The 18,803-nt window shown below is 68.6% G+C and carries 13 protein-coding genes; 7 read left to right on the top strand and 6 right to left on the bottom strand.

Going from position 1 to position 18,803, the window contains the following annotated elements:
- The first annotated feature begins 46 nt into the window (after positions 1–46).
- The gene (locus ABL844_RS23455) at positions 47–6,292 is read left to right on the top strand and encodes an autotransporter outer membrane beta-barrel domain-containing protein (RefSeq protein WP_418129136.1); all 6,246 of its coding nucleotides are present in this window, start codon (positions 47–49) and stop codon (positions 6,290–6,292) included.
- Here ABL844_RS23455 and ABL844_RS23460 read toward each other — a convergent pair.
- A complete protein-coding gene (locus ABL844_RS23460) occupies positions 6,258–6,908 on the bottom strand; it encodes a low molecular weight protein-tyrosine-phosphatase (protein ID WP_418129137.1) in 651 nt (216 codons plus the stop codon). The genes ABL844_RS23455 and ABL844_RS23460 overlap by 35 nt on opposite strands.
- Before the next feature lie 251 nt (positions 6,909–7,159).
- Between ABL844_RS23460 and ABL844_RS23465 the strand changes: the two genes are divergently transcribed.
- From ABL844_RS23465 to ABL844_RS23475, 3 genes are all read left to right on the top strand, one after another.
- Positions 7,160–7,363 carry a hypothetical protein gene (locus ABL844_RS23465; protein ID WP_369661290.1) on the top strand — a complete coding sequence of 68 codons (204 nt, stop codon included), beginning with the start codon at positions 7,160–7,162 and terminating at the stop codon, positions 7,361–7,363.
- Between the two features lie 226 nt (positions 7,364–7,589).
- Positions 7,590–10,355 (top strand): magnesium-translocating P-type ATPase, encoded by a 2,766-nt coding sequence (gene mgtA / locus ABL844_RS23470; protein WP_418129138.1) that lies wholly within the window; start codon positions 7,590–7,592, stop codon positions 10,353–10,355.
- A gap of 93 nt (positions 10,356–10,448) precedes the next feature.
- A complete protein-coding gene (locus ABL844_RS23475; RefSeq protein WP_126024302.1) occupies positions 10,449–11,165 on the top strand; it encodes an MgtC/SapB family protein in 717 nt (238 codons plus the stop codon).
- Positions 11,166–11,171: 6 nt separating this feature from the next.
- Here ABL844_RS23475 and ABL844_RS23480 read toward each other — a convergent pair whose 3' ends face one another.
- Positions 11,172–12,614, bottom strand: a complete 1,443-nt coding sequence (locus tag ABL844_RS23480) for an NAD-dependent succinate-semialdehyde dehydrogenase (protein WP_418129139.1) — start codon at positions 12,612–12,614, stop codon at positions 11,172–11,174.
- A 230-nt stretch (positions 12,615–12,844) separates the two neighbouring features.
- On the opposite strand from ABL844_RS23480, the gene ABL844_RS23485 reads away from it, so the two are divergent.
- Complete coding sequence (locus ABL844_RS23485) at positions 12,845–13,432, top strand: phospholipid scramblase-related protein (RefSeq protein WP_418129140.1); 588 nt, start codon at positions 12,845–12,847, stop codon at positions 13,430–13,432.
- 27 nt (positions 13,433–13,459) lie between these two features.
- Here ABL844_RS23485 and ABL844_RS23490 read toward each other — a convergent pair whose 3' ends face one another.
- From ABL844_RS23490 to xdhC, 3 genes are all read right to left on the bottom strand, one after another.
- The gene (locus tag ABL844_RS23490; RefSeq protein WP_418121985.1) at positions 13,460–14,803 is read right to left on the bottom strand and encodes a glycerate kinase type-2 family protein; all 1,344 of its coding nucleotides are present in this window, start codon (positions 14,801–14,803) and stop codon (positions 13,460–13,462) included.
- 78 nt (positions 14,804–14,881) lie between these two features.
- On the bottom strand, positions 14,882–16,087 hold the full coding sequence (locus ABL844_RS23495) for a urate hydroxylase PuuD (protein ID WP_126024299.1): 1,206 nt from the start codon (positions 16,085–16,087) through the stop codon (positions 14,882–14,884).
- A gap of 219 nt (positions 16,088–16,306) precedes the next feature.
- Entirely contained in the window at positions 16,307–17,116 is an 810-nt protein-coding gene (xdhC, locus tag ABL844_RS23500) for a xanthine dehydrogenase accessory protein XdhC (RefSeq protein WP_184641695.1), read from the bottom strand.
- 56 nt (positions 17,117–17,172) lie between these two features.
- On the opposite strand from xdhC, the gene ABL844_RS23505 reads away from it, so the two are divergent.
- On the top strand, positions 17,173–17,670 hold the full coding sequence (locus ABL844_RS23505; protein WP_126024298.1) for a hypothetical protein: 498 nt from the start codon (positions 17,173–17,175) through the stop codon (positions 17,668–17,670).
- A gap of 9 nt (positions 17,671–17,679) precedes the next feature.
- Here ABL844_RS23505 and uraH read toward each other — a convergent pair whose 3' ends face one another.
- The gene (uraH, locus tag ABL844_RS23510; RefSeq protein WP_418129141.1) at positions 17,680–18,030 is read right to left on the bottom strand and encodes a hydroxyisourate hydrolase; all 351 of its coding nucleotides are present in this window, start codon (positions 18,028–18,030) and stop codon (positions 17,680–17,682) included.
- A gap of 94 nt (positions 18,031–18,124) precedes the next feature.
- On the opposite strand from uraH, the gene ABL844_RS23515 reads away from it, so the two are divergent.
- Entirely contained in the window at positions 18,125–18,799 is a 675-nt protein-coding gene (locus ABL844_RS23515) for a GntR family transcriptional regulator (protein ID WP_019655080.1), read from the top strand.
- Positions 18,800–18,803: the final 4 nt, after the last annotated feature.

Raw genomic sequence — 18,803 nt, forward strand, 5'->3', positions numbered from 1 at the left:
TGCCTCACAAATAATCACACGCATTACAAAGGCTTGGAGGCGAGCCGTGAACCATGTCTACCGTGTGATCTTCGACCGCCGGCAGAGCCGGTATCGCGTGGTTTCCGAACTGGCGAAGAGCGCCAGCGGTTCCGGAGGGACAGCAGTCAGGGGACGAAGGCGCACCGCGCGCAGGGGCGCAGCTCCTGCGCTCGGGGCCCTCGCGGCCCTGGCCGCACTGGCACTGCATGGCGGCACGGCGCTCGCGGCCTGCACGCCCGCCTCGCCTGTCGACAACGACGTGGTCACCTGCACCGGCGTTCCGATCCTGCTGCCCCCCAACCCGAACAGCTTCCTGAGCAACGCCAACGGTCTTGCCGTCACGGTGCAGTCGGGCGGCATCATGAGCACCCTGCCGGGCGGCACGGCGATGACGCTGGGTGGCAACGGCATCACGCTCAACAACCTGGGCGCCATCGACGCCAACGCAGCGGGCTCCCTCGTGCTCTCGCGGGCCCTCACGATCGGCAACCTGGTCGTGCCCGGCAGCGGCAACGTCACGGTGAACAACCAGGGCACGATCGAAGGCACCTTCGACGGTACCTTCGGCCTGCTGGGCGCGGCGGCCGTCATCGCCACCACCGGGACCACGACTTTCAACAACAGCGGCACGATCGGCATGAGCGCGCTCGGGCTCTTCGATCCGATCAACTCGATCGCCGTCGCCGTGTACGGCGGCGGCAACGTCAACTTCATCAACACCGGAACGATCACCGGCCGCGTGGCCTTCCAGAGCCCCGACAGCGGCGGCAACGCCTTCGTCAACGCTGGCACGATCAACGGCAGCGTCTCGCTGGGCACGACGCTGAGCAACGACACTTTCGTGGCGGTCACGGGCTCGTCGATCAACGGCGGGCTGGTGCCGCTGCCCGGCGTGACCATTCCGACGCCCGCGGTGCCGCCGAGCTTCCTCACCTTCGCCGCCGGGGGTACGGTCGACGCGGGCATAGGGGGCAACGACACGCTGGTGCTGCAGAACACCGTGGCGGGGCCTGGTTCCGGCAGCGGCGGCGCGGGCACGGTCTCGAGCCTGCAGTACCTGAACTTCGAGAACCTCGTCGTCAACAGCGGCACCTGGACGCTCGAGGGCCCCGTGGTGAGCGGCGCGGCCGCGCTCAACGGCGGCACCGCGATCTTCGACAATGCGCTGTCCTTCGGCACCGGAACGCTCACGGCGAACGGTGGTTCCATGCAGGCCTCGGTGGCAGGCCTGACGCTGACGCAGAACATCAGCCTCACGGGCAGCCTGATCGTTCAGGGCGCAAACTCCCTGACGCTCGGCGGCACCGTCACCGGCGCCGGAGGGCTGATCAAGAACGGCAGCGGCACGCTCACGCTGTCGGGGAACAACGACTTCAGCGGCGGGCTGGCCCTCAATGGCGGCGGCCTGACGCTGGGCAACGCGAGTTCTCTCGGCACGGGCCTGTTCCTGGTCGGCGGCCCCGCCACGCTCAACACCGCCTTCACCGGCACGCTGACCAATCAGGTGCAGCTCAACGGCGCGCTGACGCTCAACGGCGCGGGCACGCTGAGCTTGAACGGCAACATCAACGGCGGCGGCAGCCTGACGCTCGCCAGCGGCGACCTGGTGCTGAACGGCGCTAACAACTACAGCGGCGGCACCGTGCTGCAGGCCGGCTCGATAGACCTCGGCTCCGCAACCGCGCTCGGCTCCGGCGCATTGACGGTCGATGGCGCCGCCACGCTGACCGGCAAGAACGGCCTCGCGTTGAGCAACGACATCGTGCTCAACAACACGCTGAACCTGGGCGGCGGCGGAAGCGGCGGTGCGCTGACGCTCAACGGCAAGATCAGCGGCGCGGGCGGGATGAGCCTGGCCGGCGCGCCAGGGCTCACGCTCAACGGTGCCAACGACTTCAGCGGTGGCTTCAACCTGGGGGGCGGCCAGCTCACCGTGGGCAACAACCTCGCGCTGGGCACGGGCGCGGTGACGGTGAGTGGCGCCAGTTCGCTGGCAGCGAATACGCCCGTGGGCCTGACCAACAACTTCAACCTGAATGCGGGGCTGAACGTTGCGAGCAGCAGCGCTCTCTCGCTCAACGGCACCATCGGCGGCCTCGGCGGACTGACGCAGTCGGGGCCAGCCAAGCTCACCTTGGGCGGCGCCAACGGTTTCGCCGGCGGAGTGAACCTGCTGGGCGGCGGACTGGGCGTTGGCACCAACACCTCGCTGGGACTCGGCGCGCTCACGGTCAACGGCGCGGCCACGCTCGATGCCAGCGCGGGTGTGAACCTGGGCAACGCGGTAGTGCTCAACGCGGGCCTGGATGTGGGCGGCAGCAACGACATCGCGCTGGGCGGGGTGGTGTCGGGCGCGGGTGCGCTGTCGTTCAACGGCACCGGCAAGCTGAGCCTGAACGCCGCGAACGCCGGCTTCAGCGGCGGCGTCACGCTGGGCAGCGGCACGCTCGGCGTGGGCAACAACCTCGCGCTGGGCACCGGCGGGCTCGCCGTGACAGGCAACGCGAGCCTCACGGCGAACGTGCCGGGCATCGTGCTCGGCAACGGCGTAACCCTGGGCAGCGGGACCACGCTGAGCCTGACCGGTGCCAACGCGCTCGCGCTGGGCGGCACCATCACCGGCGCCGGCGCGCTCGCGGTGAACGGTCCCGGCGGCGTCACGCTGGACGGCGCGAGCGACTTCTCGGGCGGCGTTTCACTGGCGGGCGGCACTCTCTCGCTGGGCACCAGCACCTCGCTGGGCAGCGGCACCCTCGGCGTGACGGGCAATGCCGGCCTGCAAAGCGCGGGCGGCGCCCTGACGCTGGTCAACGCCGTATCGCTCGGCGCAGGCGCGGGCCTGACGGTGGGCGGCGCCAACGATCTCACGCTGAACGGGCCCATCGGCGGCGGAGGCTCTCTCATCAAGACCGGCGCCGGCACGCTGGTGCTCGGCGGCGCCAACAACTTCGGCGGCGGTGTGACGCTGCAGGCCGGCACGCTCGGCGTGGGCACCGGCACCTCGCTGGGCACGGGCACGCTGACTGTGAGCGGCGCCGCCACGCTGACATCGAGCGCCGACGTCGCGCTGGCGAACGACGTCACGCTCGATGGCGCGCTGAGCGTCACGGGCGCGAAGAACATCGCACTGGGCGGCATGATCGGTGGCGGCTCCGGCCTCAGCTACAGCGGCACCGGCATCCTGAGCCTTGGCGGCGCGAACGCCTATGCAGGCACCACCACCGTCGCTTCGGGCACGCTGCTGGCCACCAATGCGAGCGGCAGCGCCACGGGCACCGGCGCGGTCACGGTGCTGACCAGCGCCACGCTGGGCGGAACCGGCCGCATCGGCGGCGACGTCACCCTGAACACGGGCGCGAAGCTGGCTCCGGGCGCCGGCACCGCCGGAAGCTTTGGCGTGCTGGCCGTGGGCGGCAATCTTTCGCTCGCCGCCGGCAGCACGCTCGATTTCGATTTCGGCGCGCCTGGCCCCAACTTCAGCACGCCGGGCGCGAGCGACAGCGTGAGCGTGGGCGGCGACCTGTCGCTCGGCGGCGCGGTGACGCTGAACGTCGCCAACGCCGGCAGCTTCGGCCCCGGCGTGTACCGGCTCGTCGACTACGGGGGCTCGCTGACGGGCGCCGGCAGCCTTTCGCTCGGCGGCTTGCCGGGCGGCAGCACGGTGCTGCTGCAGAACCTCAGCGCCGACAAGCGCTTCAACCTGCTCAACACCACCGGCCTGACGCTGAATTTCTGGAACGCCGACGGCCTGGCCAGCCCGGTGCAATCCGGCGGCGGCACGGGCACGTGGTCGACCACCAGCCCGGTTTGGACCGACGCGGCCGGCACCGTGACCGTGCCCATGCAGCCGCAGCCGGGCTTCGCCATCTTCGGCGGCGCGCCGGGCACCGTGACCATCGACAAGACCGGTGGCGCGGTGCAGGCGCTGGGCATGCAGTTCACCAGCGGCGGCTATACGCTGGCCGGCGATGCGCTCACGCTGCTGGGCAACGGCGGCGGCAAGGCCGAGATCCGCGTGGGCGACGGCAGCGCGGCCTCTACGGGCTTTGTCGCGACGGTGAACAGCGCCATCGACGGCAGCGCGGGCATCGCCAAGACAGGCGCGGGCACGCTGGTGCTGGGCGGCACCAACACCTACACAGGCGGCACGACCGTGCAGGGTGGCGTGCTGTCGGTTTCCGCCGATGCCAACCTCGGCGCGGCCGGCGGCGGGCTCGCGCTCGACGGCGGGCGCCTGCAGGTCACCGGCACGGGCTTCGCCGGTACGGCACGCGACATCGACATCGGCGCGGCGGGCGGCGGCATCGAGGTCGTCGACGCGGCCCACGACTTCACCGCGAGCGGCACGCTGGGCGGCAGCGGCACCTTCGTCAAATCGGGCCAGGGCACGCTGACCCTGGCCGGCACCAACAACCACACGGGTGCCACGGTGGTCGACTCCGGCACGCTGCGGCTCGGCGCGGCCGATCTGCTGAACCCGGCGGCGACGATCGCGCTGGCCGACAAGGCCGGCGCCACACTGGACCTGAACGGCTTCGACCAGACCATCGGCTCGCTCTCGGGCGGGGGCAGCGCGGGCGGCGAACTGAAGCTGGGCAGCGCGACGCTCACCACCGGCGGCGACAACACCAGCACCACGTTCGGCGGCAGCCTGAGCGGCAGCGGCAGCGTCGTGAAGCAGGGCACCGGCACCTTCACCCTCGCCGGCTCGAACAGCTACGGCGGCGCGACGCAGGTGAATGCGGGCACGCTGCAGGCCGGTGCCGCCAACGCCTTCAGCGCGACTTCGGCCCACGGCGTGGCCGCGGGCGCGACGCTCGACCTCGCGGGCTTCAACCAGACCGTCGCGTCGCTGAACAACAGCGGCACGGTTTCGCTGCCGGGCGCGACGGCCGGCGCCAGCCTCACCGTGACCGGGCCTTACGTGGGCAACAACGGCGTACTGCGGCTGGGCGCGGTGCTGAACGCGAGCGGCCCGTCCGACCGGCTGGTGCTCGACGGCGCCGGCGCAACGGCCAGCGGCCGCACCACCGTGCAGATCGTCAATCTCGCAGGCCTGGGCGCGCTGACCACGGGCAACGGCATCGAGGTGATCAGCGCCCTCAACGGCGCGACCACCACCGCGCAGACCACCAGGGACGCCTTCACGCTCGCCGGCGGGCACGTGGATGCCGGTGCCTATGAATACCGCCTCTATCCCGCCGATGCGAACGGTGCGGGCGAGAACTGGTACCTGCGCTCGACCACGGGCGCGGGCGGCCCCGGCGTGCCAGGTGCACCGGGCGGGCCGGGCCTGCCGACCTATCGCGCCGAAGTTCCGCTCTATGCCGCCCTGCCCCAGCAGTTGCGCCAGGCCAATGTCGCGATGCTCGGCAACCTGCACCTGCGCGGCGGCGACGAGATGCGGCAGCCCAACGACGCCGGCGACACGACGACTTACGCCGGACGCCGCGCATGGGGCCGCGTGCTGAGCACCGACATCGACGTGCGCCAGCGCGGCACCGTGAGCCCCGAGAGCAAGGGCCGCCTCACCGGCTTCCAGGCCGGCACCGACCTGTGGGCCGATGCGAACTGGCGTGCCGGCATCTACGTCGGCCAGCTCGAGGGCGACGTCGACGTGCGCGGCTTCGCCAGCGGCATCCAGGGCCTGCGCGTGGGCCGCAGCGATCTGCGCAGCCGCTACCTCGGGGTGTACGCCAGTTGGCACAACGATGCCGGCTGGTACACCGACATCGTGCTGCAAGGCGGCCAGCACCGCTACACCGCGCGGCCTCTTGCGAGCATGGGCAGCTCGGGCAAGGGCGACAGCTTCCTGGCTTCGTTGGAAGTGGGCAAGGCCTTCGACATCGGCGGCGGCTGGCGCGTGGAGCCGCAGTTGCAGCTCATCCACCAGCGCCTGAGCATGGACGGCGCGAGCATCTCCGGCGCGTGGATCACGCAGGACACGCACGACGGCCTGATCGCGCGCGCCGGCGTGCGCATCAAGGGCTCCATCGCCACCGGTGCCGGCTTGCTGCAGCCCTACGCGCGCATCAACGTGAACCGCGCATCGAGCGGCACCGACATCGCGCGCCTGACAGGGCCGGCCGGCAGCACCGGCATCGCCAGCGAAACAGGCGGCACCAGCACCGAACTGGCCGGCGGCTTCACCCTCGCACTCGGCGAGCGCACGGCGATCTACGGCGAGCTGGGCAAGCTGTGGGCCACCGGCGGAGACACGCGCATGAAGAGCTCGCTCAACGCCTCGGTGGGCGTGCGGGTGCGCTGGTAGCCCCGGCGTCGGCTTGCAGTCGCGCGAGCAGGCCATCCACGCCCAGGTCGATCAGGTCGAAGACCTCGACAAAATCCTTCTGCCCGCCGTACCACGGGTCGGGCACATCGCCCTCGATGCCGTCGGCGTATTCGGTGAACAGATGGATCTTGCCGGCCGTGCTGGCGGGCGCGAGCCTGCGCAGCGCCGCGCAATGCTGCGCGGTCATGCCGATGATCAGTTCGAAGCGATCGAAGTCGGACTTGCAAACCTGCCGCGCGCAGTGCGCGTGCATCTCGATGCCGCGCCGCCTGGCCTCGGCCACCGAGCGCGGATCCGGCGGGTTGCCGCACTCTTCATTGGAGATGGCGGCGCTGTCGACTTCGACATCGAAGCCGGCTGCGCGAGCCTTGTGCATCAGGAGAACGTGGGCTGTCGGGGAGCGGCAGATATTCCCCGTGCAGATGAACAAGACTGACGGTGTCTTCATCGAATTGAATGCAGATTGAAAGGTTAGCGTCGAATGCTGCAGGCCAATCGCAACATGGAGGCAATAAGCCCGCGAATCGCATCGTAAAACACCGTCCCGCGGGTTGACGCACCCTGTGATGCGGTGCAACAATCCGGAAATCTTCATTTCGGAGCCCCGTGCGTGGACAGTGCCAGTTGGATCAGTGACAAGACGCGTGCCTCGGCAGGCGTGACACATCCGGCCCTCTAGCGCAGGCCTCCCCCGCGCTGCGTGCCGGTCGTTGCACACAGCGTGACCCGTTTGCCATTCCGGCAAGCGGCTCCCCTCCTCCCGATTCCCGTCGTTCTCGTCACTGACTTTTCAGTCAGCTTGCGTGCGTCCGTGCGCGAGGCCCTTCTGTGCGAAGGAGCCTTGTCATGCGTCACTTCCATCTTCGTCGTCAGCCGCACGAACAGCCGCGTGTTCGTCCGTCGGCGCACGTGCCTGCGCACGCCGCCCCTGCGGCGGCGGAAGCACCGCCTGCCGTGGATGCCAGGCTCGACCAGGCCGCCGCGATCTGGACCACGCGCCGCATCCGCAGCTATCTGCTGCTGCAGCCGATCTGCGTGCCCCGCCGCTGAAGCGCGCGCCGCCACTCTTCTCTTCGAGCAACCCGCAAGCAACCCAGGAGCACACCATGGACCCCGCCTCTTGTTGGCGCCATAGCGCGCCCCCTTCGCCAAGACCTATTCCAACAACGACGCGGCCCGCTGCCGCGCCTCGCAGAGGGTTGAGCCCGGCCGGCTGATCGATGCCGGGGTTCTCCTTCCGCGGGCGCCGGTGGCGGCCGCTCCGAAGGAGAACATCATGAACAACGTCCTCAAGTCCTTTTTCGAAAGCTTCCTGCGCAGCCGCCACATGCTGCACCACTTCGAGCGCTGGCAGACGCTGCTGGGCTCGAAGCCCGTCGGAACCGGCTCCATCAGCATGCCGCCCGACATCGCGAAGGCCCTGAACGCGGCCTCGCGCACCGATGCCGGCGAGATGCTGGTCAAGCTCGGCAGCTCGCCGCGCGGCCTCAGCGAAGGACACGCGCAGGTGCTGCGCAAACGCCTGGGCGGCAACGAGGTGCGCCACGAGCAGCCGCTGCGCTGGTGGCAGCATCTGTGGCAGTGCTACCGCAACCCGTTCAACCTGCTGCTGACAGTGCTGGCGCTGGTCTCCTACGTCACCGAGGACATGAAGGCCACGCTCGTCATCGGCAGCATGGTGGTGCTGTCGACGGTGCTGCGCTTCCTGCAGGAGTCGCGCTCCAACAAGGCAGCCGACCGGCTCAAGGCGATGGTGAGCAATACCTCCACCGTGCTGCGCCCCGCGCCGGGCCACAAGGAAGGCGCGGCCGGCGACGAGGGCTTCGACACCACGCACGCCGGCACGGTACGCGTCGAGGTGCTGATGCGCGACCTGGTGCCCGGCGAGGTGATCGCGCTTTCGGCCGGCGACATGATTCCGGCCGATTGCCGGCTGATCACTGCCAAGGACCTCTTCATCAGCCAGTCGGCGCTGACGGGCGAGGCGATGCCGGTCGAGAAGTTCGTGGTCGACCGTGGCGACCACGCGGTGGGCGTGCTGGAACGCGAGAACCTGCTCTTCATGGGCACCAACGTCATCAGCGGCACCGCCACCGCGGTGATCGTGCACACCGGCGACCGCACCTTCTTCGGCGCGCTGGCCCAGCGCGTGACGGCCGCCGACCGCGGCACCAGCGCCTTCCAGGCCGGCATCAACCGCGTGAGCTGGGTGCTGATCCGCTTCATGCTGGTGATGGCGCCGCTGGTGCTGGTGATCAACGGCGTGGCCAAGGGCGACTGGTGGGAGGCCGCGCTGTTCGCGCTGTCGATCGCGGTCGGCCTCACGCCCGAGATGCTGCCGATGATCGTGACCGCCACGCTGGCCAAGGGCGCGGTGGTGATGTCGCGCCAGAAGGTGATCGTCAAAAGGCTCGAAGCCATCCACAACTTCGGTGCGATGGACGTGCTGTGCACCGACAAGACCGGCACGCTGACGCAGGACCGGATCGTGCTCGAGCGCCACACCAACGCATGGGGCGAGCAGTCCGACCACGTGCTGCAGCTGGCCTATCTCAACAGCTTCCACCAGACGGGACTGAAGAACCTGCTCGACAAGGCCGTGCTGAGCCACGCCGAGATGCAGCTCGAAACCCGCCTGCAGACCGCCTACCGCAAGATCGACGAAGTGCCCTTCGACTTCTCGCGCCGCCGCATGTCGGTGGTGGTGGCCAACGGCGGCAGCGAGCACCTGCTGATCTGCAAGGGCGCGCTGGAAGAGATCCTTTCGGTGTGCACCTCGGTCGAACGCGGCGCGGAAGTACTGTCGCTCGACGCCGACGTGCTCGCGCGCATCCACAGCGTGGCCTCGGAGCTCAATGCCCAAGGTCTTCGCGTGGTGGCCGTGGCCAGCCGCTCGCTGAAGGTCGATGAGCAGAAGCCGGCCTACGGCGTGACTGACGAATCGGGGCTCACGCTGCTGGGCTACGTGGCTTTCCTCGATCCACCGAAGGAATCGACCGCGCCCGCGCTGCGCGCGCTGGCCGAGCACGGCGTGGCGGTGAAGGTGCTGACGGGCGACAACGAGCTGGTCACGCGCAAGGTCTGCGCCGACGTGGGCCTGGAAGTGGGTCGCATCGTTCTCGGTGCGGAGATCGAGGAGATGGTCGATGCCGACCTGAAGCTGGTCGTCGAGGCGCACCAGGTGTTCGCCAAGCTCACGCCCGCGCACAAGGAACGCATCGTGCACGCGCTGCATGCCAACGGGCACGTGGTGGGCTTCATGGGCGACGGCATCAACGACGCGCCCGCGCTGCGCGCCGCGGACATCGGCATCTCGGTGGACAGCGCGGTGGACGTGGCCAAGGAGTCGGCCGACATCATCCTGCTGGAAAAGAGCCTGATGGTGCTGGAGCAAGGCGTCATCCAGGGCCGCCGCACGTTCGCGAACATGCTCAAGTACATCAAGCTCACCGCGAGCTCGAACTTCGGCAACGTGTTCTCGGTGCTGGTGGCCAGCGCCTTCCTGCCCTTTTTGCCGATGCTGCCCCTGCACCTGCTGGTGCAGAACCTGCTGTACGACGTGTCGCAGATCGCGATCCCGTTCGACAACGTGGACGACGAGTTCCTCAAGAGCCCGCAGCGCTGGAACCCGGCCGACCTGGGCCGATTCATGGTGTTCTTCGGCCCGCTGAGCTCGCTGTTCGACATCCTCACCTTCACGGTGATGTGGTTCGTCTTCGCAGCCAACTCGGTGGACCACCAGACGCTCTTCCAGTCGGGCTGGTTCGTCGAAGGCCTGCTGTCGCAGACGCTGATCGTGCACCTGATCCGCACCCGCAAGATCCCCTTCCTGCAAAGCCGCGCCGCATGGCCGTTGCTGATCATGGGCGCCGCCATCGCCGCCGTGGGCATCTGGCTACCGATGGGGCCGCTGTCGCACTACTTCAAGCTGCAGGCGCTGCCGCTGGCGTACTTCCCGTGGCTGGCGGCGATGCTGCTGGGCTATGCGCTGCTGACGCAGGCGGTGAAGGGGTGGTATGCGCGCAGGTACGGGTGGCAGTGACTTCCCGTGGTCGTCCGGGCTGCATGACATGTTCATGACACCGGGCGGCTTCAAACTGCCGCACCAACATCAACAACAAGAGGGAATCCATCGATGCAAGCCATCCACAACATCAACCTGGCTTCGCTGCTCGACACCTTCATCAGCGTGGCAGCTGCGTTCATCCTCGGCTCGGTGATCGGCCTGGAGCGCCAGATACGGCAGCGCACGGCGGGCCTTCGCACCAACACGCTGGTGGCGGTGGGCGCGGCGGTGTTCGTCGACATGGCCTACCGGCTGGACGGCAGCGGGGGCGCCGTGCGCGTGGTGGCCTATGTGGTGTCGGGTATCGGCTTCCTGGGCGCGGGCGCGATCATGAAGGAAGGCGCCAACGTCACGGGGCTGAACACGGCGGCGACGCTGTGGGGATCGGCGGCAGTGGGCGCCTGCGCGGGCGCGGACCTGCTCGGCGAAGCACTCATTGCGGCGCTGTTCGTGCTGGCCAGCAACACGTTGCTGCGGCCGGTTGTGAACCGCATCAACCGCCAGCCGATCAGCGAGGAGAGCAGCGAAGCGACGTACGTGGTGCGCGTGATCTGCTCGCGCGCGGCGCGGCCCGACGTGCTCGACCATCTGCTGGTGCTGCTGGAGGCCGCGAACTACCCGGTGCGCGACGTCGACCAGCACCCCTTCGGGCCGGCCGACACCGAGATCGGTGCGACGCTCTACGCGACGGCGGTCGAGCCCGAGGAGCTCGACCGCGTCATCGAGGAACTGGAGGCACTCGACGGCGTGCAGCAGGCCTTCTGGAATGCCACCGCCGAAGAGTAAGGGGCGTCAGACGCCCAGGATCGAGACCGCCTTGGTGTTGAGGTAAGCCTCCAGCGCCTCTGGGCCGCCTTCCGAGCCGTAGCCCGAATCCTTCACGCCGCCGAAAGGCATTTCCGGCGAGGGGGTTGCGGGCTGGTTGATCCAGAGCATGCCCAGTTCGAGCTTCTGGCTCAGCAGGTGGGCGTTCTTGATCGACTTGGTGAAGGCGTAGCCGGCCAGGCCGAAAGGCAGGCGGTTGGCTTCGGCGATCGCTTCTTCCAGCGTGTCGAAGCCGCGGATGGCGGCGATGGGGCCGAAGGGTTCGTTGTTGAACACGTCGGCGTCCAGCGGCACGTCGGTCAGCACGGTGGGAGCGAAGAAGTTGCCGGCATCGCCGACGCGCTCGCCGCCCGTCGCGACGGTGGCGCCCTTCTTGCGGGCATCTTCCAGCACGTAGGCCATGGCCGTGAGGCGGCGCGCATTGGCCAGCGGGCCGAGGTTGGTGCCTTCGGCAAGGCCGTCGCCGAGCTTCAGGCCTTCGGCGTGCTTGACCAGCAGGCTGGCGAACTCGTTGCGCAGGCTGTTGTGCACCAGGAAGCGGGTCGGCGAGATGCAGACCTGGCCCGCGTTGCGGAACTTGGCGGCACCGGCGGCCTTCACGGCCAGCGCCACGTCGGCGTCTTCGGCAACGATGACCGGGGCATGGCCGCCGAGCTCCATCGTCACGCGCTTCATGTGCTGGCCGGCCAGTGCGGCCAGCTGCTTGCCGACCGGGGTCGAGCCGGTGAAGGTGACCTTGCGGATGATCGGGTGGGCGATCAGGTAGTTCGAGATCTCGGCGGGATTGCCGAACACCAGGCCGACCACGCCGGGCGGGATGCCCGCGTCGACGAAGGCGCGCAGCAGCGCGGCGGGCGACGCCGGGGTTTCCTCGGGCGCCTTCACCAGGAACGAGCAGCCGGTGGCCAGCGCAGCGCCAAGCTTGCGCACGATCTGGTTGATCGGGAAGTTCCAGGGCGTGAAGGCGGCGACGGGGCCCAGGGGCTCCTTCAGCACCAGTTGCTGCGCGGCCAGGTTGCGCGAGGGCACGATGCGGCCGTAGACGCGGCGGCCTTCGTCGGCGAACCACTCGATGATGTCGGCGGCGGCCATCGTCTCGACCTTGGCCTCGCCCAGCGGCTTGCCCTGCTCCTGCGTGAGCAGCTTGGCGATTTCGGGGGCACGTTCGCGGATCAGGCCCGCGGCGCGGCGCATGACGGCGGCGCGCTCGTTGGCGGGGGTGTTGCGCCAGGTTTCGAAGCCGCGCTGCGCGGCGGCGAGAGCGCGGTCCAGGTCGGCGATGCTGGCATGCGCCACCTTGCCGATGGCCTTGCCGGTGGCGGGATTCACGACGTCCAGCGTCTTGCCGCCGGTGGCGTCGACCCACTCGTTGTCGATCAGCAGGCGGGTGTCGGTGTAGGTGGCGGTCATGGCGAGCTATTCCTTCAGGACTGGATGATGAAAAGAAGAATGGGGAATTCTGGGTGTGCGGCGCGGCACCGGGGGTGGCGACGGCGGCGGCGGCCACGGGCCGCAGGGGGCATAGATTAACCCGAGTTCACAAACCTCGCCGGCTGGGCGGCCACCGGCGAGGGCCGGACCAGCCATGCGCGCCGAACATAATCGCCGCCCAACCAACACCAAGAGGGATCAGAGGAACCATGCACTCGGCACTGCGCAACAACCTGTTTTTCATCAAGGAGCACGTCGGCATCTTCAAGGCGGCCAACAACTACGACATCTTCGACCCGCATTCGCAGCAGAAGATTCTGGAATGCCGCGAGCCCGACCTGGGCTTCTTCAGCAAGCTGCTGCGCTTCACCGACTACAAGCGCTTCACGCCTTTCAACGTGGTGGTGTCGACGCCCGAGGGACAGAAGGTGCTGTCGGTCCGGCGAGGCGTTTCCATCTTCCTGTCGAAAGTGGAGGTGCTGGACGAGAACGACCGGCTGGTCGGCTCGTTCAAGCAGAAGCTCTTCTCCATCGGCGGCAAGTTCGATGTGCTCGACGCGCAGGAGGAGGTCGTCTGCACGCTCAGGGGCAAGTGGACTAGCTGGGACTTCCGCTTCGTGCAGGGCAGCAGCGAGCTTGCCGCCGTGTCCAAGAAGTGGGCGGGGCTGGGCAAGGAGCTCTTCACCACCGCCGACAACTACATGCTTTCGATCGACCCGGGCGTGCCGGCCAGCGACGCCCGCCGCCTGCTGATCATGGCGGCCGTGATGTGCATCGACATGGTGCTGAAGGAGTAACGGGGAGCCGCTCCTTCAGCCGCCCGACTACAACACCAGCAGCGCGCGGAAGTCGTTGACGTTGGTGTTCGTGGGCCCGGTCACGAACAGGTCGCCGATGGCGTCGAAGTAGCCGTAGGCGTCGTTGCGGTCGAGGTGGTCGGACAGCTTCTTTCCGGCGGCCGTGGCGCGCGCCAGCGTGTCCGGGGTGACGAAGGCGCCGGCGTTGTCTTCCACGCCGTCGATGCCATCGGTGTCGGCCGCCAGCGCCCACACCTGCGGCTGGCCCATGAGTGCCCCGGCCAGTCCCATGCAGAACTCGCCGGCCCGCCCGCCCCTGCCCTTGGCCTGGCCCGGCTGGCGGGGGCGGATCGTCACGGTGGTCTCGCCGCCCGAAAGAATGACGCAGGGCCGCGCGAAAGGCTCGCCGCGGTGCGCCACGGCGCGCGCGAGCGCGGCATGCACCTTGCCGACTTCGCGCGACTCGCCTTCCATCTCGTCGCTGAGGATGTGCGCCTCCATGCCGGCCTCGCGCGCCGCCCGCGCCGCCGCTTCGAGCGACTGCTGGGGCGTGGCGATCATGTGCGTCTCGTGGCCCTTGAACACGGCGTCGTCGGGCTTGGGCGTCTCGAGTTCGCCGCTCTCGAGGCGCGCACGCACCGGCGCGGGCACCTCGATGCCGTAGCGGTCGAGGATGGCCAGCGCGTCGGCGCAGGTGGTGGCGTCAGGAACGGTCGGGCCGCTGGCGATGACGGCCGGATCGTCGCCGGGCACGTCGCTGATGGTCAGCGTCACCACGCGGGCCGGCGCGCATGCCGCCGCCAGCCGGCCGCCCTTGATGCGCGACAGGTGCTTGCGCACGCAGTTCATCTCGCCGATGCCGGCGCCGCTTTCGAGCAGTTGCTTGTTGATGCGCTGCTTGTCGGCCAGCGTCAGCCCTTCGGCGGGCAGCACCAGCAGCGACGAGCCGCCGCCGGAAATCAGGCACAGCACGAGGTCGTCTGCCGTGAGGCCCTTCGTCAGCGCGAGGATGCGCTCGGCCGCCTGCTGGCCCGCTGCGTCGGGCACGGGGTGCGCGGCCTCGACGATCTCGATGCGCTGCGGCAGCCCTTCCGGGCGCGGCGGAATGTGGTCGTAGCGCGTGACGACCAGCCCCGACAGCGGCGCGTCGGCCGGCCACAGGGCCTCCAGCGCGTGCACCATCGAGCCGCCGGCCTTGCCGGCGCCCAGCACCAGCGTCCGGCCCTTGGGTGGCGGCGGCAGGTGGGCGCCGAGCGTGGACAGCGGCAGCGCGCGGTCCACCGCCACGCGGTAGAGATGTTCGAGGAAGGCGCGCGGGGCTTCGCGCGGATCGGGGGCGGGGCCGAAGGCCGGGGTCGATGCGGTCGTCATTGCTGCTTTGTCTCCAATCCGGCGATTGTGCTGCGGACCGTGACCGGCCCCGCTTGCCGCCGGTCAACTTCTGTCTGACTAGTTGGTCTTTGCGCCTGCCTGGAACCAGCGGCCGACCAGGGCCCGCTCTTCGTCGGTGATGCCCGTGGCGTTGTTCATCGGCATGATCTTGGTGACCACCACCTGCTGGTAGATGGCCTGGGCGTGGGCCGCCACCTGCTCGGGCGAATCGACCCGCACGTTCTTCATCTGCACGGCAGGGCCGTGGCACATGAAGCAGCGCTGCTCGAGCACCTTCTGCACGTCCTTGAACTGCACGGCCGGAGCGGCGGCAGCCACCGCGGGCGCGGCGACCGGCTCTGGCTTCATCCACACGATCGTCAGGCCCAGCACCACGATGCCGACCAGCGCATAGGGCAGCGGATTGCCCGCGTTGCCCAGCTTGAAGCGGTGCCGCACCACGAAGAACTGGCGGATGGCCGCGCCGCCGAGCATGATCAGCAGCAGCACGATCCAGTTGTACTTGTGCGTGTAGGCGAAGCTGTAGTGGTTGCTCAGCATCGCGAACAGCACCGGCAGCGTGAAGTAGGTGTTGTGCACGCTGCGCTGCTTGCCGCGCTGGCCGTGCACCGGGTCCACCGGCCTGCCCTCGCGCAGCGCCGCCACGTTCTTGCGCTGGCCGGGAATGATCCAGAAGAACACGTTGCCGCTCATGGTCGTGGCCATCATGGCGCCCACCAGCAGGAAGGCCGCGCGACCCGCGAACCACTGGCAGGCCAGCCACGTCGCGAAGGCGATGAAGACGGCGATCAGCACGCCGACGATGGTGTCGCCGTGCTTGCGGCGCCCGAAGATCTGGCAGATGCCGTCGTAGACCATCCAGAACACGACGAAGAAGGCCAGCGCCACCGCAATGGCGGCGCCAGGCTGCCAGTCCATCTTCGACTTGTCGATGAGGTAGGTGCTCGCGTTCCACAGGTACGACATGGTGAACAGCGAGAAACCCGTGATCCAGGTGGAGTAGCTCTCCCAGTAAGACCAGTGCAGGTGGTCCGGCAGCTTCTTGGGCGCCAGCGCGTACTTCTGCATGTTGTAGAAGCCGCCGCCGTGCACGGCCCATTGCTCGCCGCCCACGCCCTTGTCGAGCGATTCCTGGTCCTGCGGCTTCTCGAGGCTGTTGTCCAGCATCACGAAGTAGAAGGAGGCGCCGATCCAGGCGATGGCGGTGATGACGTGGACCCAGCGCAGCAGCAGGTTGGCCCAGTCAAGGTAGTAGCTTTCCATATGCTTCTCTCTCAACCCGATTGGCGCGTGAGGACGCCAGGAAAGGGTTTCAGCCTGCTCACCACCGCGGGCGCTGTAAGCAGAGAAAGTGCCGCGAACGCAGGCTCCATGGGCAGATGGGCCTCGCTCCGCTGCGGCTTGTTGTGGACCGAAAGTGTATACAGTTTTGGCAAGGGAGGGTGCGGTTTTTTTGGGATGCGACCGCCGGGAAAACCCTGTTCAGCCCAGCGATTGCAACAACTGTGCCGCCACCGCCACCGCGATGACCTCGGGCTCCTTGCCCGTGATGCCGGGCACGCCGATCGGGCAGGTGACGCGGGCCAGTTCGTCGGCCGTGAAGCCGCGCGCCTCCAGCCGGTGGCTGAAGGTGGCCCATTTGGTCTTGCTGCCGATCAGGCCGATGTAGGGCAAGTCGTTGCGCTCGCGCAGGCGCTTGAGGCAGGCGATGACGATGTCCAGGTCTTCGGCATGGCTGAAGCTCATGATGAGCACGCGGCTGCCCGGCGCGAGCGCGGCCACGGCGTCCTGCACGGGCTCGGAATGCTCGGTGTCGATCTGCGCGGGCAGCCCGTCGGGGAAGACGCCGTCGCGGCTGTCGATCCAGCGCACCGAGAACGGCAGCGTCGACAGCAGGCGTGCCAGCGCCGCGCCCACGTGCCCGCCGCCGAAAAGGGCCACCGGCTCGAGCTGAGCGAGCAGGTCCTGCTGCAGCCTCGGCGCATCGGCGGCGGTGATGCGTTCGTAGGAGAGGAACATCACCCCGCCGCAGCACTGCCCCAGGCTGGGTCCGAGCGGATAGCGCTGGATGCCGTCGAAGGGCTTGCGCGTGCCTGCCAGCAGCTCGCGCGCTTCCTTGGTCGCCTGGAACTCCAGCTGCCCGCCGCCGATGGTGGCGGTCAGGCCGTCGGCCCACACGGCCATCCAGGTCCCGGCCTCGCGCGGCGCCGAGCCCTGTGTGGACTCGACGCGCACCAGCACCGCGTCTTCATGGCGCAGGCGCGCCAGCAATTGATCGACCGCACCGCTCATCGTCATCGATACCTTCGGTTGCCGGGCGCGCGACGACTCACGGTATAAACCCGGCCATGAATCGCCAGCTTACGCCTCGCCGCCTCGCACTTGCAGCTTCTGTTGTTTCGGCCCTCTGGCTTGCCGGCTGCGGCTCCACCGGGTCGGTGCCCGGCCAGCTGAGCGGGGCCAGCGGCGATGTCGGGGCCGGGCCGGTGCCGTCCGCATCCAGTGCTTCTTCCGCGCGCGCCTATCGCCGCGATGCCGCGCGCCATGTCTATGAAGCCAACCGCTCGCGCATCTACAAGGGCCAGCTGCCGCCGGTGCTGTACGCGGTAGGCACGCTCGAGGTGAACATCGACGCTGGCGGCAAGGTGCGTTCGATGCACTGGCTGCGCGCGCCCAAGCATGCGCCCGAAGTGATTGCCGAGATCGAGCGCACGGTGCTGAAGGCGTCGCCCTTCCCTCCGGCAACGCGCCTGGGCTCCGTCACCTGGACGGACACCTGGCTGTGGGACGAGAGCGGACGCTTCCAACTCGACACCCTGACCGAAGGCCAGCAACAAGGCGACTGAAGCCCCGGCTCAGGAGCCGCGGTAGGTGGAGTAGCTCCACGGGCTCACGAGCAGCGGCACGTGGTAGTGCTGGTCGGTGTGGGCCACGCCGAAGTCCAGCGAGACCTTGTTCAGGAAGTTCGGCTCCGGCAGCTCGATGCCGAGGGCCTTGAAGTAGCCGGCCACGTCGAACACCAGGCGATAGGTGCCGACCTTCAGCGAATTGTTGTCGTAGAGAGGCCCGTCGCTGCGGCCGTCCGAATTCAGCGTGAAGCGCTTCACCAGCGTCGCGGCATCGCCGTCGGTGGTGTACAGCGCAACCTCCATGCCGGCCGCGGGGCCGCCGTGCATCGTGTCCAGTACGTGAGTGCTAAGGCCCATGGGGCGCTCCTTGAAAGTCCGAAAAGCTCGGATCGGCGGGTGCGGGAAATTCCGGTGGACAAAAGTGTATACAGTTACCGGCTTTGGGTCTATCATGAAAAACATGGAGTCCTCCACCACCCGTTCGATCGTCGATGCCCTCACGAAGGCCATCGTCGAGCACCGGCTTCAGCCCGGCACCAAGCTGGCCGAGCAGAAGCTGGCCGATCACTTCGGCGTCTCGCGCACGCTGGTGCGCCAGGCGCTGTTCCAGCTGTCGCAGAACAAGCTCATCCGGCTGGAGCCCGCGCGCGGCGCCTTCGTGGCCGCGCCCGCGGTCGACGAGGCCAAGCAGGTGTTCGCGGTGCGCCGCATGCTCGAGGCCGAGATGACGCGCGAGTTCGTGCGCACCGTCACCCCGGCCAAGATCAAGGCGCTGAAGGAGCACGTGGCGCTCGAGAAGTCCGCCGTGTCGGGCGAAGACGTCTCCGGGCGCACCGAACTGCTGGGCGACTTCCACGTGCGCATGGCCGAGCTCATGGGCAACCAGGTGCTGGCGCAGATTCTGGGCGAGCTCATCTCGCGCTGCGCCCTCATCACGCTGATGTACCAGAGCGCCAGCGCGGCCGAGCACTCCAACGACGAGCACGCCGACATCGTGAAGGCACTCGCCGCGCGCGACGAGGAGCGCGCCGTGCGCCTCATGACCGAACACCTCGAGCACGTCGAGGCCAACCTCACCTTCGACCGCAAGGTCCCGACCAACGACATCTCGCTGGCGTTGTCCTGATCCA

This window comes from Variovorax sp. 278MFTsu5.1, from assembly GCF_048305045.1.
Classification (GTDB): Bacteria; Pseudomonadota; Gammaproteobacteria; order Burkholderiales; family Burkholderiaceae_C; genus Variovorax; species Variovorax guangxiensis.